General features: G+C 61.9%; 14 protein-coding genes. 5 read left to right on the top strand and 9 right to left on the bottom strand.

Going from position 1 to position 16641, the window contains the following annotated elements; all coding sequences use genetic code 11:
• The first annotated feature begins 24 nt into the window (after positions 1-24).
• From FH041_RS12445 to cmoB, 5 genes are all read left to right on the top strand, one after another.
• A complete protein-coding gene (locus FH041_RS12445; RefSeq protein WP_028687583.1) occupies positions 25-2436 on the top strand; it encodes a glucose/quinate/shikimate family membrane-bound PQQ-dependent dehydrogenase in 2412 nt (803 codons plus the stop codon).
• A 134-nt stretch (positions 2437-2570) separates the two neighbouring features.
• On the top strand, positions 2571-4991 hold the full coding sequence (gene lon / locus FH041_RS12450) for an endopeptidase La (protein WP_027915375.1): 2421 nt from the start codon (positions 2571-2573) through the stop codon (positions 4989-4991).
• Between the two features lie 111 nt (positions 4992-5102).
• Positions 5103-5495 carry a protease inhibitor I42 family protein gene (locus FH041_RS12455; RefSeq protein WP_027915376.1) on the top strand — a complete coding sequence of 131 codons (393 nt, stop codon included), beginning with the start codon at positions 5103-5105 and terminating at the stop codon, positions 5493-5495.
• A 136-nt stretch (positions 5496-5631) separates the two neighbouring features.
• A complete protein-coding gene (gene cmoA / locus FH041_RS12460) occupies positions 5632-6375 on the top strand; it encodes a carboxy-S-adenosyl-L-methionine synthase CmoA (protein ID WP_027915377.1) in 744 nt (247 codons plus the stop codon).
• The gene (cmoB, locus tag FH041_RS12465; protein WP_027915378.1) at positions 6372-7328 is read left to right on the top strand and encodes a tRNA 5-methoxyuridine(34)/uridine 5-oxyacetic acid(34) synthase CmoB; all 957 of its coding nucleotides are present in this window, start codon (positions 6372-6374) and stop codon (positions 7326-7328) included. Before cmoA ends, cmoB begins: the two co-directional genes overlap by 4 nt.
• 8 nt (positions 7329-7336) lie before the next feature.
• On the opposite strand, the gene pdxJ is transcribed toward cmoB, so the two are convergent.
• From pdxJ to FH041_RS12510, 9 genes are all read right to left on the bottom strand, one after another.
• Entirely contained in the window at positions 7337-8059 is a 723-nt protein-coding gene (gene pdxJ, locus FH041_RS12470; RefSeq protein ID WP_219857981.1) for a pyridoxine 5'-phosphate synthase, read from the bottom strand.
• 60 nt (positions 8060-8119) lie between these two features.
• The gene (recO, locus tag FH041_RS12475; RefSeq protein WP_027915379.1) at positions 8120-8803 is read right to left on the bottom strand and encodes a DNA repair protein RecO; all 684 of its coding nucleotides are present in this window, start codon (positions 8801-8803) and stop codon (positions 8120-8122) included.
• 79 nt (positions 8804-8882) lie between these two features.
• Positions 8883-9785, bottom strand: coding sequence for a GTPase Era (gene era, locus FH041_RS12480; protein ID WP_023535257.1), 903 nt, complete (start codon positions 9783-9785; stop codon positions 8883-8885).
• Positions 9778-10467 carry a ribonuclease III gene (rnc, locus tag FH041_RS12485; RefSeq protein ID WP_023535270.1) on the bottom strand — a complete coding sequence of 230 codons (690 nt, stop codon included), beginning with the start codon at positions 10465-10467 and terminating at the stop codon, positions 9778-9780. Before rnc ends, era begins: the two co-directional genes overlap by 8 nt.
• Before the next feature lie 157 nt (positions 10468-10624).
• Positions 10625-11479, bottom strand: coding sequence for a signal peptidase I (gene lepB / locus FH041_RS12490; RefSeq protein ID WP_023535203.1), 855 nt, complete (start codon positions 11477-11479; stop codon positions 10625-10627).
• A 5-nt stretch (positions 11480-11484) separates the two neighbouring features.
• Positions 11485-13284, bottom strand: coding sequence for a translation elongation factor 4 (lepA, locus tag FH041_RS12495; protein WP_023535281.1), 1800 nt, complete (start codon positions 13282-13284; stop codon positions 11485-11487).
• 182 nt (positions 13285-13466) lie between these two features.
• On the bottom strand, positions 13467-14852 hold the full coding sequence (locus FH041_RS12500; protein ID WP_371259679.1) for a DegQ family serine endoprotease: 1386 nt from the start codon (positions 14850-14852) through the stop codon (positions 13467-13469).
• Between the two features lie 226 nt (positions 14853-15078).
• The gene (locus FH041_RS12505) at positions 15079-16038 is read right to left on the bottom strand and encodes a MucB/RseB C-terminal domain-containing protein (RefSeq protein ID WP_132579072.1); all 960 of its coding nucleotides are present in this window, start codon (positions 16036-16038) and stop codon (positions 15079-15081) included.
• A 12-nt stretch (positions 16039-16050) separates the two neighbouring features.
• Complete coding sequence (locus FH041_RS12510) at positions 16051-16641, bottom strand: sigma-E factor negative regulatory protein (RefSeq protein ID WP_023535291.1); 591 nt, start codon at positions 16639-16641, stop codon at positions 16051-16053.

Genomic DNA, 16641 nt, shown 5'->3' on the forward strand with positions numbered 1-16641 from the left:
CACATATCAAACGGAGAACATGCGATGAGCACTGAAGGTGCCAACAAGGGAAGCCGCTGGCTACCCCGCCTGATCGGCGTCCTGCTGTTGTTGATGGGGCTGGCACTGCTGGCCGGTGGCATCAAGCTCAGTCAGCTGGGCGGGTCGCTGTATTACCTGATCGCCGGCATCGGGTTTGCCGTGTCTGGCGCCCTCCTGCTGGCCCAGCGCCGCATCGGCCTGGGTGTCTACGCCGTCGTGTTGCTGGGCAGCACGGTCTGGGCACTGCTCGAAGTGGGCCTGGACTGGTGGCAACTGGTACCGCGTCTGGCCATCTGGTTCGCCATCGGTGTAGTGCTGTTGCTGCCTTGGTCGCGCCGACCGTTGATCGGGCCAGCCAGCAAAGCCAACACGGCCCTGCTCACCGTTGCCGTGGTGGCATCGGGTGCCTGCGCCGTCGCCAGTCAGTTCACCCACCCCGGTGAGGTGTATGGCGAACTGGGTCGCGACACCAGCGAAATGGCCAGCACCGCCCCGGCCATGCCCGACGGCGAGTGGCATGCCTACGGCCGCACCGAGCACGGCGACCGTTACTCGCCGCTGCGCCAGATCACCGCGCAAAACGCCTACCGCCTTGAAGAGGCCTGGCGTATCCGCACCGGCGACTTGCCCAGTGACAACGACCCGGTGGAACTGACCAACGAAAACACGCCGCTCAAAGCCAATGGCATGCTCTATGCCTGCACCGCCCACAGCCGCGTGCTGGCCTTGGACCCGGACACCGGTGCTGAAATCTGGCGTTATGACCCGCAGATCAAGAGCCCGGTGGGCACCTTCAAGGGTTTCGCCCACATGACGTGCCGTGGCGTTTCGTACTATGACGAAAACCGCTACGTAAGCCGTGACGGCAGCCCTGCGCCGACCATCAGCGATGCTGGCAAGGCCGTGGCTCAGGCCTGCCCGCGCCGTCTTTATCTGCCAACTGCCGACGCGCGCCTGATCGCCATCAATGCCGACAACGGCAAGGTCTGCGAAGGCTTTGCCAACCAGGGCAGTGTCGACCTGACCACCGGCCTTGGGCCATTCACGCCAGGTGGCTACTACTCCACATCGCCTGTGGCCATCACGCGCGACCTGGTGATCATTGGCGGTCACGTGACCGACAACGAGTCGACCAGCGAGCCGTCTGGCGTGATCCGCGCATACGACGTACACGACGGCCGCCTGGTGTGGAACTGGGACAGCAACAACCCGGACGACACCGCGCCACTGGCACCGGGCAAGATGTACAGCCGCAACTCGGCCAACATGTGGTCGATTGCCAGCGTCGACGAAGACCTGGGCATGATCTACCTGCCACTGGGCAACCAGACGCCGGACCAATGGGGTGCTGACCGCACGCCAGGCGCCGAGAAATACAGCGCCGGTGTGGTCGCCCTGGACCTGGCGACCGGCAAGGCCCGCTGGAACTACCAGTTCACCCACCATGACCTGTGGGACATGGACGTGGGCAGCCAGCCTACCTTGGTCTCCCTGAAGACCGACGATGGCGTCAAGCCTGCGGTCATCGTGCCGACCAAACAGGGTAGCCTGTACGTGCTGGACCGTCGTGACGGTACGCCGATCGTGCCGATCCGTGAAATCCCGACCCCGCAAGGCGCGGTCAAGGGCGATCACACCTCGCCGACCCAGGCCCGTTCGGACCTCAACCTGCTCGGCCCTGAGCTGACCGAACAGGCCATGTGGGGCGCCACGCCGTTCGACCAGATGCTGTGCCGCATCCAGTTCCGCGAGCTGCGCTACGAAGGCCAGTACACCCCGCCATCGGAGCAGGGTTCGCTGATCTACCCAGGCAACGTGGGTGTGTTCAACTGGGGCAGCGTCTCGGTCGACCCGGTACGTCAACTGCTGTTCACATCGCCCAACTACATGGCATTCGTCTCCAAGATGATCCCCCGTGAGCAGGTTGCGGACGGTAGCAAGCGCGAGAGCGAGACCAGCGGCGTGCAACCGAACACCGGTGCACCCTATGCCGTCACCATGCACCCGTTCATGTCGCCGCTGGGCGTGCCGTGCCAGGCGCCTGCCTGGGGCTATGTGGCCGCCATCGACCTGTTCACCAACAAGGTGGTCTGGAAGCACAAGAACGGCACTACCCGCGACAGCACGCCGGTCCCAATCGGCCTGCCGGTTGGGGTACCCAGCATGGGCGGCTCGATCGTCACCGCCGGCGGCGTAGGCTTCCTGAGCGGTACGCTGGACCAGTACCTGCGCGCCTATGACGTCAACAACGGCAAGGAATTGTGGAAAGCCCGCCTGCCAGCAGGCGGCCAGGCCACGCCAATGACCTATACCGGCAAGGACGGCAAGCAGTACGTGCTCATCGTGGCCGGTGGCCACGGCTCGCTGGGCACCAAGATGGGCGACTACATCATCGCCTACAAACTCGCCGAGTAACCGGCACGGTGTCACCAAAAGCGGAGCCTTGCAGGCTCCGCTTTTTCATGCGCGCACGCCACTGCCCGGCAGCGGCTTGAAACCCTTCCTGCCTTGCCCCATCTAAGCACCATAGTCATTCACGCAGGTGCCCCATGAGCGACCAGCAGGATTACCCTGAACACGCCGACGATTCCAACGAAGTCGAACATACCAGTAGCCAGCCGATAACCGGCCATGCCTTGGCCCTGCCTGGACAACAGCTGCCGGACAAGGTCTATGTGATCCCCATTCACAACCGCCCGTTCTTTCCGGCGCAGGTGCTGCCGGTCATCGTCAACGAAGAGCCGTGGGCCGAGACGCTGGACTTGGTGGCCAAGTCTCCCGACCACTGCCTGGCGCTGTTCTTCATGGACACGCCGCCTGAAGACCACCGCCATTTCGACACCAAGGCCCTTCCGGAGTACGGCACCCTGGTCAAGGTGCACCATGCCAGCCGGGAAAACGGCAAGTTGCAGTTCGTGGCCCAGGGCCTGACGCGGGTACGTATTCGGACCTGGCTCAAGCACCATCGCCCGCCCTATCTGGTTGAAGTCGACTACCCGCGCCAACCGGCCGACCCGACCGACGAGGTCAAAGCCTATGGCATGGCCCTGATCAACGCCATCAAGGAGCTGCTGCCCCTCAACCCGTTGTACAGCGAAGAGTTAAAGAATTACCTCAACCGCTTCAGCCCCAACGACCCCTCCCCGCTGACCGACTTCGCCGCCGCGTTGACCTCGGCGACCGGCAGCCAGCTTCAAGAGGTGCTCGACTGCGTGCCCATGCTCAAGCGCATGGAAAAAGTGCTGCCCATGCTGCGCAAGGAAGTTGAAGTCGCTCGCCTGCAAAATGAAATTTCCGCCGAGGTGAACCGGCAGATTGGCGAGCATCAGCGCGAATTCTTCCTCAAGGAGCAACTGAAGGTCATCCAGCAGGAACTGGGGTTGACCAAGGATGATCGCAGCGCGGACCTCGAGCAGTTCGAACAACGGCTCGAAGGCAAGACCCTACCGGACCAGGCACGCAAGCGCATCGACGAGGAGATGGGCAAGTTGGCGATCCTGGAGACAGGCTCACCCGAATACGCCGTGACCCGAAACTACCTGGAGTGGGCGACAGCCCTGCCCTGGGGTATCTACGGGGACGACAAGCTCGACCTCAAGCACGCCCGCAAGCTGCTCGACCAGCATCATGCGGGGCTGGACGATATCAAGGAACGTATCCTCGAGTTTCTGGCCGTTGGGGCATGGAAAGGCGAGATCAGTGGCTCGATCGTGTTGCTGGTGGGCCCGCCAGGGGTGGGCAAGACCAGCGTTGGCAAGTCCATCGCCGAATCGTTGGGCCGCCCATTCTATCGCTTCAGCGTGGGCGGCATGCGCGACGAAGCCGAAATCAAGGGGCATCGCCGCACCTACATCGGGGCCCAGCCAGGCAAGCTGGTGCAAGCCCTGAAGGATGTCGAAGTGATGAACCCGGTCATCATGCTCGACGAAATCGACAAGATGGGGCAAAGCTACCAAGGCGACCCGGCCTCGGCGCTGCTGGAAACCCTGGACCCCGAGCAGAACGTCGACTTCCTCGATCACTATCTGGACCTGCGCCTGGACCTGTCCAAGGTGCTGTTCGTCTGCACCGCCAATACCTTGGATTCCATCCCCGGTCCACTGCTCGACCGCATGGAGGTCATCCGCCTCTCCGGGTACATCACCGAAGAAAAACTGGCCATCGCTAAACGCCATCTCTGGCCCAAGCAACTGGCCAAGGCGGGTGTGGCCAAAAGCAGCCTGAGTATCACCGACAGCGCCTTGCGCCTGGTGATCGAAGGCTATGCCCGGGAAGCCGGCGTACGACAGCTGGAAAAACAGTTGGGCAAGTTGGTGCGCAAGGCCGTGGTGAAGCTGCTTGAAGACCCCACCGCCAAGCTCAAAATCGGACCAAAGGATCTGGAAGGCGCATTGGGCATACCGGTGTTCCGCAGTGAGCAGGTGCTGGCGGGCAAAGGTGTGATCACGGGCCTTGCCTGGACCAGCATGGGCGGTGCCACACTGCCAATCGAAGCGACGCGCATTCACACGCTCAACCGCGGTTTCAAGCTGACCGGCAAGCTCGGCGATGTCATGAAGGAATCGGCTGAAATCGCGTACAGCTATGTCAGTTCTAACCTCAAGCAGTTTGGCGGCGACCCGGCCTTCTTCAACGAAGCGTTCATTCACCTGCATGTCCCCGAGGGTGCTACCCCCAAGGACGGTCCGAGTGCCGGCATTACCATGGCCAGCGCGCTGCTGTCCTTGGCACGGGATCAGGCACCGAAGAAAGGTGTGGCCATGACCGGCGAGCTGACCTTGACCGGGCAGGTGCTGCCCATTGGTGGGGTGCGTGAAAAGGTCATCGCGGCGCGCCGGCAGAAGATCCACGAGTTGATCCTGCCCGAGCCTAATCGCGGCGATTTCGAGGAACTGCCCGACTACCTGCGTGAAGGGTTGACGGTGCATTTCGCCAAACGCTTTGCCGACGTCGCCAAAGTGCTTTTCTGAAGTACAGGAGCAGGGGCTGTGCTGCAGCCCCCTGGTTCATCCTTCCCTCGGTATGACTACCGTGCCGCTTAATCGGTTATCCTCGGGCACTCGACAACCCGTGGAGCCCCTATGTCCACCTCACGCCTGCTTGCCCCGTTGGGGCTGACTCTGCTAACCGCCTGCGCCCAGCACGGGCCCGAGCCTGTCACCCTGGATGCTGACAGTGAGTGCCCGATCTACCTGGAAAAAGGGCAGGTGTTGAACCTGACCCTTCCCAGCAACCCTTCCACTGGCTACCGCTGGCGAGTGGAAGCCGCCGCTACGCCTGTGCTCCTCAGCCTCGGGCCCGAGGTCTACAGCGCGCCCGATCAGGAGGATGTGGTCGGCAGCGAAGGCCTCTCGACGTGGCGTTATCAAGCCGATCAAAGCGGCAAGGCCGCCTTGAAGCTGGTCTATCAACAGCCTTGGGCCAGGCAGGTGACGCCAGTGCAAACCTTCGATTGCAATGTTGTCGTGCGCTGACGCTTTGCGTTGATGTACGTGGGCGAATCTGCCGTACATACGCAGGATCCAGGCCAATCGGCGCCACGCTGGCATGGCAAGATCACCCGCCATTCGATAAAATGCGCGCCCCGTTTCACCCAGCCTTGAGCCCGCCGTGACCACAGATCCCGATCGTCTTTTCGCCCAACCGTTGGCGCAGGTACCCGACTTCGTTTTCAACGAGGACGTGGTGCGCGTGTTCCCGGACATGATCAAGCGCTCCGTGCCGGGCTATCCGACGATTGTCGAGAATGTGGGCGTACTGGCCGCACGCTTCGCCATGCCCGGCACGGCGTTGTATGACCTGGGCGCCTCGCTCGGTGCGGTTACGCAGGCTTTGCGCCGGCACGTGCGCGGGGAAGGTTGCCGCGTAATCGCCGTGGACAATTCCGCCGCCATGGTCGAGCGCTGCCGCGAATACCTCGCAGCCCAGGACTCGATGTTCCAGGAATTGTTGCCTGTCGAGGTGCTGGAAGCGGACATCCTCAACCTGGCGTTCGAACCGGCCTCGGTGGTGGCGATGAACTTCACCCTGCAGTTCATCGCACCGCCGCAGCGACTGGCGCTGTTGACCCGCATCCGCCAGTCACTGCTGCCCGGCGGTGCCCTGATCCTTTCGGAAAAGCTGTGCTTTGCCGACGCCACTGCGCAGGCGCTGCTCAACGACCTGCACCTGGACTTCAAACGCGCCAACGGCTACAGCGAACTGGAAATTGCCCAGAAGCGCAGCGCCATCGACAACGTGATGAAGCCTGACACCCTGGAAACCCACCGCCAGCGCTTGCTCGATGCAGGGTTCTCGACGGTGGTGCCCTGGTTCCAATGCCTTAACTTTGCCTCGTTGATAGCCCTACCATGATCGATCTTTCCCCTCTGGCGCGCCGTCTGGCGGGCACCCCCCTGGCTGAATGGTCGCAAGGCCTGCAGGCGCAACTCGATGCCAAGCTGGAAAAAGGTCATGGCGACCTGGACCGCTGGCGTGGTGCGCTGCACGCGCTACCGGCCCTGCAGCCGAGCGAAATCGACCTGGTAAACGGACTGCGTCTGGACTGCGACTGCGATGATGCCAGCCGCGTGCAAATGCGCCAGGCATTGATGGGGCTGTCGCCCTGGCGCAAAGGCCCCTTCGATCTGTTTGGCGTGCACGTCGATACCGAATGGCGCTCGGACTGGAAATGGGCTCGCGTTGCGCCGCACCTGGACCTCAAGGGCAAGCGGGTACTGGACGTTGGCTGCGGTAATGGCTATTACCAGTGGCGCATGCTGGGCGCTGGCGCCGACATGGTCATCGGGGTCGACCCGAACTGGTTGTTCTTCTGTCAGTTCCAGGCGGTACAACGGTACTTGCCGAACCTGCCGGCCTGGCACCTTCCTTTTGCGCTGGAAGACCTGCCTGCCAGCCTCGAGGGCTTCGACACTGTGTTTTCGATGGGGGTGTTCTATCACCGTCGCTCGCCTATCGAGCACCTGCTGGCGCTCAAGGACTGCCTGGTCAAGGGCGGCGAACTGGTTTTGGAAACACTGGTGATCGAAGGCGACGTGCAACAGGTGCTGGTGCCCGAGGACCGTTACGCGCAGATGCGCAACGTGTGGTTCCTGCCCTCGGTCCCAGCCCTGGAGCGCTGGCTGCGCCGGGCTGGGTTCAGTGATGTTCGCTGCGTGGATGTCAGTGTCACGAGCCTGGAAGAACAGCGCAGCACCGAATGGATGCGCTATCAGTCGCTCAGTGATTTCCTCGACCCCAGCGATTCAGGCAAAACCATCGAGGGCTTGCCTGCCCCGCGTCGCGCCACGCTGGTGGCGCGCAAATAGCCGTTGGCTCAACGCGAGGCCGCGAGAATCAATGCCTTCATTTCTGATACGGCGGCCTTGAAGCCCACGAACAATGCGTGGGCGACCAGCGCGTGGCCGATGTTCAGTTCGTTGATGCCCTTGATGGCCGCCACGGCCTCAACGTTGTGGTAGTGCAGGCCATGGCCGGCATTGACGATCAAGCCTTGGCCGATGCCAAACGCCACGCCATCGACAATGCGCTTGAGCTCTTCAGCCACTTCGGTAGGTGATTGCGCGTCGGCATAACGGCCGGTGTGCAGCTCGATGGCCGGCGCGCCTACCCGGTGCGAGGCCTCGATCTGGCGCTCGTCGGCATCGATGAACAACGACACCTCTGCGCCGATCCGCGACAGGCGCTCGACCGCCGCTTTGATTCGCGCTTCCTGGCCTGCCACATCCAACCCACCCTCGGTGGTGAGTTCCTGACGGGTTTCAGGCACCAGGCAGATGTGCGCCGGGCGGATCTTTTCGGCAAAGGCCATCATCTCTTCGGTGACGCCCATTTCGAAGTTCATGCGCGTCTGCAATACATCCTTGAGCAGCAACACGTCGCGCTCCTGGATGTGGCGGCGATCCTCGCGCAGGTGCACGGTGATGCCGTCGGCACCCGCCTCTTCAGCATCCAGCGCCGCCTTGACAGGGTCTGGGTAACGCGTACCCCGGGCCTGGCGCAGGGTGGCCACATGGTCGATGTTCACGCCGAGAAGCATGCGGTTGCTGTGAGTCACGAAAGGCTCTCCTTGGATTGAGCCCTACAGCATACGTCGTGATCAGCGCTTGCGAAACAGTTCGCGGCTGACCAGCGGCTTGCCACCCAGATGAACGGCCAGGGCCTGGCGCATCAAGCGCTTGGCCGCCAGCAAAGCACCTGGCATTTCCCAGTCTGCCTCGGCCAAGGCCAGCAACTCGGTGCCACCGAACAGCCCAGGCTGGGGCAGTTCGACCCGCTCCAGCCCAGCGTCCACGCGCAGGCGGTACCGCCCCTCGGCGGCAATGGGCTGCTCGTTGACATCCATGTGCAGCGAGAAGGCGTAACCCAGCTCATCGAGCAGCCGCCATTCAAAGGCCCGCAACAGCGGCTCGAGCGGACGGCCGGCCAGAAGAGCTTGCAGGGTTTGCGCATAGTGATCAAACAACCCAGGCGAAGGTGCCTCTGCCGGGAGCAGGCGCATCAGCAACTCATTGAGGTACAAACCGCTGAACACAGCGTCCCCGTGCAGCCAGGGTGCCATGCCGACCGTTTCCAGCCTGCCAACGTTCTTCAGCTCCCCTCGCCCGCGCAGCTCAAGCTCCAGTGGCACAAAGGGACGCACCAGGCTGCCACCCTTGCCCCGCGCGCGGCGCAATACGGCACGTACGCGCCCCTGGGGGGTGAAGAAGTCCACCAGCGCGCTGGTTTCCTTGTAGGCGCGGCTGTGCAGCACATAGGCTGGCTGACCGACAGGTTGTTCCATGAAATTCACCAGCCCGCGTGAGGCAGACGTTGTCGAGAACGCCCCGACCGGGGCGCTCTCGCATCAGGCTGCGTAAGCCTTAGAGGTCGCCGTAGCCCAGCGAGCGCAGGGCGCGCTCGTCATCGGACCAGCCGCCTTTGACCTTGACCCAGAGGTTGAGCATGACCTTGGCGTCGAACAGCACTTCCATGTCCTTGCGCGCATCGGAACCGATGCGCTTGATGCGCTCACCCTTGTCGCCGATGATGATTTTCTTCTGCCCGTCGCGTTCGACCAGGATCAGCGCATGGATATGCAACACATGCCCCTGCTGCTTGAACTCCTCGATTTCCACTGTGATCTGGTAAGGCAGCTCGGCGCCCAGCTGACGCATGATCTTTTCACGCACCAGCTCGGCAGCCAGAAAGCGGCTGCTGCGATCGGTGATCTGGTCTTCCGGGAAGAAATGCTCGTTTTCCGGCAGGTGCTTGGCGATCAGCGCTTCGAGCGATTCGAGGTTGTGGCCCTGCTGCGCGGAAATGGGCACGATCTCGGCGTTGGGCAGCTGGCCTTGCAGCCACTGAAGGTGCGGAATGAGCTCGGCCTTTTCATCCATGCGGTCAGTCTTGTTCACCGCCAGGATCACCGGGCCGGTCACGTACTGAACGCGCTCGAGCACCAATTGGTCCTCATCCGTCCACCGGGTGCGGTCCACTACGAAGATCACCACGTCGACGTCCTTCAAAGCGGCCGAGGCGTTGCGATTCATGTAGCGGTTCAGGGCCTTGTCGTTGGCCTTGTGCATGCCGGGGGTATCGACATAGATGGCCTGCACCGGGCCCTCGGTCTTGATGCCGAGCATGTTGTGACGCGTGGTCTGCGGCTTGCGCGAGGTGATGGCCAGTTTCTGGCCAAGGATGTGGTTCAACAGGGTCGACTTGCCGACGTTCGGGCGACCGACGATAGCGACGTAGCCGCAACGGGTAGTGGTGTTCTCAGTCATTGCCATTCTCCACGCCCAGGGCGATCAATGCGGACGCAGCGGCTACCTGCTCGGCGATACGCCGGCTGACACCCTGACCACGGCTCTTGTTGTTCAGCAGCACGACTTCGCATTCGACGAAGAACGTACGGCAGTGAGGTTCGCCCTGGATATCCACCACTTCGTAACGCGGCAGCTCGCAGCTGCGCGATTGCAGGAACTCCTGCAGGCGGGTTTTAGGATCCTTGTTGGTATCGACCAGGGTCAGCCCTTCGAACTCGTTGGCCAGCCAGGCGAGCACGCGCTCGCGGGCCGTGTCCATGTCGGCGTCCAGGTAGATGGCCCCGATCAAGGCCTCCAGCGCATCGGCCAGAATGGACTCGCGGCGAAAGCCCCCGCTTTTGAGCTCGCCCGAACCCAGGCGCAGGTATTCGCCCAGGTCGAACCCTCGGGCCAGACGGGCCAGGGTCTCACCTTTGACCAGGCGGGCACGCAGCCGTGACAGCTGCCCTTCACGGGCCTGGGGGAAGCGCTCGAACAGCGCCTCGCCGGCGACGAAGTTGAGAATGGCGTCACCGAGGAACTCCAGACGCTCGTTATTGCGCCCGGCATAGCTGCGGTGGGTCAGGGCCAGGAGCATCTGGTCCTGGTCCTTGAAGGTGTAACCGAGCTTTCGCTCCAGGCGGGTAAGGGAAGCAGTCATGCGGCCACCCGATCGTTGTTAAACGCGTTGTTCAAATCAGCATCCTGAAAGACGGTTTGGCCATGGTCACCGCACGCTGGGCGGCGAATCTCCCATCCTTGAGACACAGCCTATGTCAGAAAAGCATTCGGCGCTGTATGGACAGCGCCGAAGGGTATCAATGGATCAGTCCGACCCGCGACAAGTTGGGCAGGTGGCTGAGTTTTGGCTCAGGCCAGCTCATCCATACTGCGAAAGCCTTGCCAACGATGTTGCGGTCCGGAACCATGCCGTGCAGTTCCTTGGGAATGTTGGGGTCATCCCAGTAGCGGCTGTCGTTGGAGTTGTCGCGGTTGTCGCCCATCATGAAGTAATGGCCGGCTGGCACCGTCCATTGCTGGTCCGGCGGCATACGGTAACGGCTCATCTCCTTGCGGATCAGGTGCTCGGCAGCACCGAGCTTTTCCTTGTACAGCTGGGCGCTGCCCAGCGTCCCAGGCTCGGTACCCACCAGTTGCTCGGCGACCCGCTGACCGTTGACGAACAACTGCTTGTCGTTGGTGTAGCGGATCTGGTCACCGGGCAAGCCAACGACCCGCTTGATGTAGTTGACGTTCGGGTCGCTGGGGTAGCGGAACACCATCACATCGCCGCGCTGTGGGTCGCCCACCTCGATGACCTTCTTGTCGATCACCGGCAAGCGGATGCCATAGGAGAACTTGTTCACCAGGATGAAGTCACCCACTTCCAGCGTGGGTTTCATCGACCCCGACGGAATCTGGAAAGGTTCGACCAGGAACGAGCGCAGCACCAGCACGATGAACAGCACCGGGAAGAACGACTTGCCGTATTCGACCAGCAAGGGTTCCTTGTTCAGGCGCTCGACCACCGCCGGTTCCGGCTGGCTGACACTGCCCTGGTAAGTGGCGATCGCCGCACGTCGGCGCGGCGCCAGGAACAGAAGGTCGATCAGGCCCAACAGACCGCACACGAACACGGCAATGACGAGCAACAGCGGGAAATTTAGCGACATAGGACCTAACTATCCAACCTGAGCACGGCGAGGAAGGCTTCTTGTGGAATTTCCACGTTGCCCACCTGTTTCATGCGTTTCTTACCGGCCTTCTGCTTCTCGAGCAGCTTCTTCTTACGGCTGACGTCGCCGCCATAACATTTGGCCAGTACGTTCTTTCTGAGCGCCTTGACAGTGGTACGCGCGATGATCTGGCCACCAATGGCTGCCTGGATCGCCACATCGAACATCTGCCGCGGGATCAGTTCCTTCATCTTCTCGGTCAACGCGCGGCCTTTGTACGCAGCGTTGTCGCGGTGCACGATCAATGCCAGGGCATCGACCTTGTCACCGTTGATCAACACGTCCAGCTTGACCAGGTTGGCCGACTGGTAACGATCGAAGTGATAGTCCAGCGAAGCATAGCCACGGCTGGTGGACTTCAAGCGGTCGAAGAAGTCCAGTACCACTTCGTTCATCGGCATGTCGTAACGCACTTGCACCTGGCTGCCCAGGAACTGCATGTCGCGCTGAACGCCACGCTTCTCGATACACAAGGTGATCACGTTGCCCAGGTGTTCTTGTGGCACCAGGATGGTCGCGGTCACGATGGGCTCGCGGAAGTCGGTGACCGACGAGACGTCTGGGAGCTTCGACGGGTTGTCGACGACGATGGTTTCACCGGTCTTGAGTTCCAGCTCGTAGATCACGCTGGGCGCGGTGGTGATCAGGTCCAGGTCGTACTCGCGCTCCAGGCGCTCCTGGATGATCTCCATGTGCAGCATGCCCAGGAACCCGCAGCGGAAGCCAAAGCCCAGGGCGTCGGAGCTTTCGGGCATGTATTGCAGGGACGAATCGTTGAGCGTCAGCTTCTGCAAGGCATCGCGGAAGTCTTCGAAGTCATCGGAACTGACCGGGAACAGACCGGCGTATACCTGCGGCTGGATCTTCTTGAACCCAGGCAGCACTTCGACTTCCGGGGTGGAAGACAGGGTCAGGGTATCGCCGACCGGGGCACCGTGGATGTCCTTGATGCTGGCGATGATGAAGCCCACTTCGCCGGCTTTGAGGTCGGCGGTTTGGGTGTGCTTGGGCGTGAAGACGCCCACGCTGTCGACCAGGTGCAGCTTGCCGGTGGACTTGACCAGGATCTTGTCGCCTTTCTTGACGCGACCATGGCGCACGCGCACCAGCGAGACCACGCCCAGGTAGTTGTCGAACCAGGAGTCGATGATCAGGGCTTGCAGTGGCGCGTCGATATCGCCGGTCGGTGCGGGAATGGTGTGCACCAGGCGTTCGAGCACCTCGTCCACCCCCATGCCGCTCTTGGCACTGCAGGCCACGGCATCGGTGGCATCGATGCCGATGATCTTCTCGATTTCGTCCTTGACGCGATCGGGATCGGCCTGTGGCAGGTCCATCTTGTTCAGAACCGGCATGACTTCCAGGCCTTGCTCGATGGCCGTGTAGCAGTTGGCGACGGACTGGGCCTCGACACCCTGGCCGGCATCGACCACCAGCAACGCCCCTTCGCACGCCGCCAGCGAGCGCGAGACTTCATAGGTGAAGTCGACGTGGCCGGGGGTATCGATGAAGTTGAGCTGGTAGACCTTGCCGTCCTGGGCCTTGTAGTTGAGCGTGACGCTGTGGGCCTTGATGGTGATCCCGCGTTCGCGCTCCAGGTCCATGGAGTCGAGCACCTGGGCTTCCATTTCGCGCGCAGTCAGGCCACCGCACATTTGAATGAAACGGTCGGCCAGCGTCGACTTGCCATGGTCGATGTGGGCGATGATGGAGAAATTGCGGATATGACTCAAATCACTCACGGGTCAACACTCGGAAAAGGCTGCGAGCCGGACGCCCGCCGAAAAATAGCCGGCAATTGTACCTGAAGCTGCCAGGATGTGGGAGATTCCTCTGCCCGGCCGTCACCTGCAGCTTGGCATTGAAATGTCACTGCACATGAAAAAGGGCAGCTGTCGCTGCCCTCCTCCCGTATTCGCCGCGCTTACTCGGCGAGCTTGAAGGTGATGAAGCTGGCGCGCCCCTGGCGCAACACGCGCATGGACACGGAGCGGTTCTTCGGCAGCTCCTTGGCGATTTGCGTGAATTCCTTGGCCGAACCGATGGCCTGGTTGTTCAGGTGACTGATGACGTCACCCGGACGCAGGCCGATCAGCGCGGCCGGACCATCCTGCACTTCCTTGATGACCACGCCGCCCTTGAGCTCCAGGGATTTCTTCTGCTCGGCAGTAAGATCGGCCACCGAAACGCCCAGGCGATTGCTGCTGCGCTCGACATTGCTGTCGCCGGCACCGGCGCCGATGTCGGCATCGTCGTCTGGCAGTGCGCCAACACTGACATCAAGGGTCTGGCGCTTGCCGTTGCGAATGATGTCCAGCTTGGCCTTGGCACCATCCTTCAAGCCACCTACCAGATGCGGCAAGTCGGCAGACATGACGATCGGCTGGCCATTCATGCTCAGGATGACATCACCGACCTGCAGGCCCCCTTTGGCAGCCGGGCCGTTTTCCAGCACCTGAGCGACCAGCGCACCGGCAGGCTTGTCCAGACCGAAGGATTCAGCCAGGTCCTTGTTGACCTCCTGGATGACGACGCCCAGCCAGCCACGGCTGACCTTGCCGTCCTTCTTCAGCTGATTCGAGACATCGATGGCCACGTCGATCGGGATCGCGAACGACAGGCCCATGAAGCCACCGGAGCGCGTGAAGATCTGCGAGTTGATCCCTACCACTTCGCCGTTCATGTTGAACAGCGGCCCACCCGAGTTGCCCGGGTTGATCGCAACGTCGGTCTGGATGAACGGCACATAGGTGTCGTTGGGCAGGGTGCGGCCCTTGGCGCTGACGATACCTTTGGTCACCGAATGGTCAAAGCCGAACGGCGAGCCGATGGCCAATACCCATTCGCCGACCTTGAGCTTTTCAGAATCCCCCAGCTTGACGGTAGGCAGGTTCTTACCCTCCACCTTCAGCAATGCGACGTCAGTGCGCGGGTCGGTACCCACCAGCTTGGCTTGCAATTCGCTGCGGTCGGACAAGCGCACGATGATTTCGTCGGCATCGGCGATGACATGGTTATTGGTCAGTACATAGCCGTCGCTGGAAATGATGAAGCCCGAGCCCAGTGACTGTGCCTCACGCTGACGGTCACCACGCGGTGCACGCGGTTGCTGCGGAAGGTTGCGCTCGAAGAATTCGCGGAACATTGGCGGCAGGCCTTCGAGATCCGGCATTTGACCTGCGGCGATGCGACGGTCCGGAAGCTTCTGCTTGGTACTGATGTTGACGACCGCCGGCGAGGCTTGCTCGACCAGCGTCGTGAAATCCGGCAGGGCTTCTTCAGCCTGGACCGTCAGCACTTGCCCGAGCATCAGCACGGCCGCGAAGAACGATAGATAGGGTTTCAAACGAGGTATTGACATACGGCTCCCGTCACAACGAGCGGTAATTAAGAAACGACCCTGCACAACGCAGCAATGGCCAGGCTCCCAGAAGCCTGACCTATAGAAAATTTGCCGTCAGATTGCAAATGACAATGCTTTAATTTCATTTCAAAAAGCCACGCCCTGAGCGGGACCGCTCGCCATTAGCCTTTGCTCACTGGCCCGCCTGAGCGTCTTGAGGACGCATCGACAAGGCAACGCGTTCGGCCGTGCCTAGCGGAATCTCGCCAACGACGGTCACCATCATCTGGCCCTTTGGCGTACTCAGGCGCCGCGATACTGCCGATGTCGGGCCCAACTGGGTACGCACATCAACGCCAGCCTCGCCCTTCACAGGCTCGATGAAGACAGAGAAACGCGCCAGACCGTCGTCATACATCAAGGTGCTGACCGGGCTGCCCTGCCCAGGTTCGCGGCGGATGGCGCTATTGACCACTTCGAACCCCGACGGTAGCCAATCGGAGCGCCACCCAGAGACAGCCCCACCGGCAGGCGCCGCTGCCACCACGGGCTTGCAGGCCGAACTGGGGCGCAGGTCTTCATCGGTAGGCATGCGTGCTTCAAGCCGGGTCATCTGGAACCGCTCAAGCAGTTGACCTTTCTCGTTGAGCATCAGCGAGCGCAGCGGTAAGCCCGTTGCACGGTCCAGATGCAGCTCGTAACCGTAACGGTGCTGATCACGCGGTGAAAGTGACACGACCACCGCGTCCCGGCCTGCAACACGAGACTTGCCGGACACGGACAGGTCGTACCAACTCATGAGTTTGAGGGGGTCAAGGCGGCGTGGCGCGCTATCGGGCGGCGCCGAAATACCTTCGGCAAGCCCGCCACTGACGCATTGTACCTTGCCATCGACGCGCACGATTTCCTGGGCGACGCCATCGAGCTGCAGCAGCCGCTCGCTGACCTTGCCCTCTTGGACACGGTGCCAGATATCGTGGGTTGAAAAGCTGCCGTTACGTTCGTAAACGAAGGAGCCCAGGTAGCTCTGTCGTTGCTCGGCCTGTGCCAGCTTGTTCAGCCACTCGTTCGCCTCGGGCGAAGAATTGGCTGCCAACGCTAGCACCGTCATGCAGCTGCCGAGCAGCAGCGACAGGAGAGGTAGCGCGCGCATGAGCCTCCCTAATTAGCGGTTTTCCAGGCTGGCGGCGCGAGCGTAAGGCAGTGCGGTTTCAGAACCCTTCAGAGCGGACTCCTGGGCATGTTGGCGCAGGTAACCTGGCAGCCGCTGGTCCCAGCCAGCCTGGTTCTGCAAAACACCGTTGGCCATCGGGCCAGTCGGCTGATCGCTGCTTTCGCTGTAGCCGGCCAGCACGGCAGGGCCTTGGGCCTGCGGCACGGTCACACCCTGCTGAACAGGCTGCTGGGCCGCAAGCTGGGCACCGGTAATATCATCCTGGTTGTACAGGCGCACACCTGCCAGTACGGCGAGGGTCACCGACGCGGCAACAGCCACGCGGCTTACGGTGCGCCATGGGCCTTGCTTGGCCTTGGCAGGCACGGCCTCATCGGCCAGCGCTGCGGATACCGCCGAGGCGATGTCCAGGTTAGGCAGCAGCAGCTCCTTGTGCATGGCTGCACGGGCTACCTGGTAACGGGACCAGGTAGCACGGGTTTCGGCATCGTCGACGGCATTCAACACCCGACGCAATTCCAGTTGGTCCGCTTCGTTATCCATTACCGCGGACAGCGATTCCTGCAAAGCTTCACGACTCAT

The sequence above is a fragment of the Pseudomonas sp. SWI7 genome (assembly GCF_006351945.1).
In the GTDB taxonomy this organism is placed as follows: Bacteria; Pseudomonadota; Gammaproteobacteria; order Pseudomonadales; family Pseudomonadaceae; genus Aquipseudomonas; species Aquipseudomonas fulva.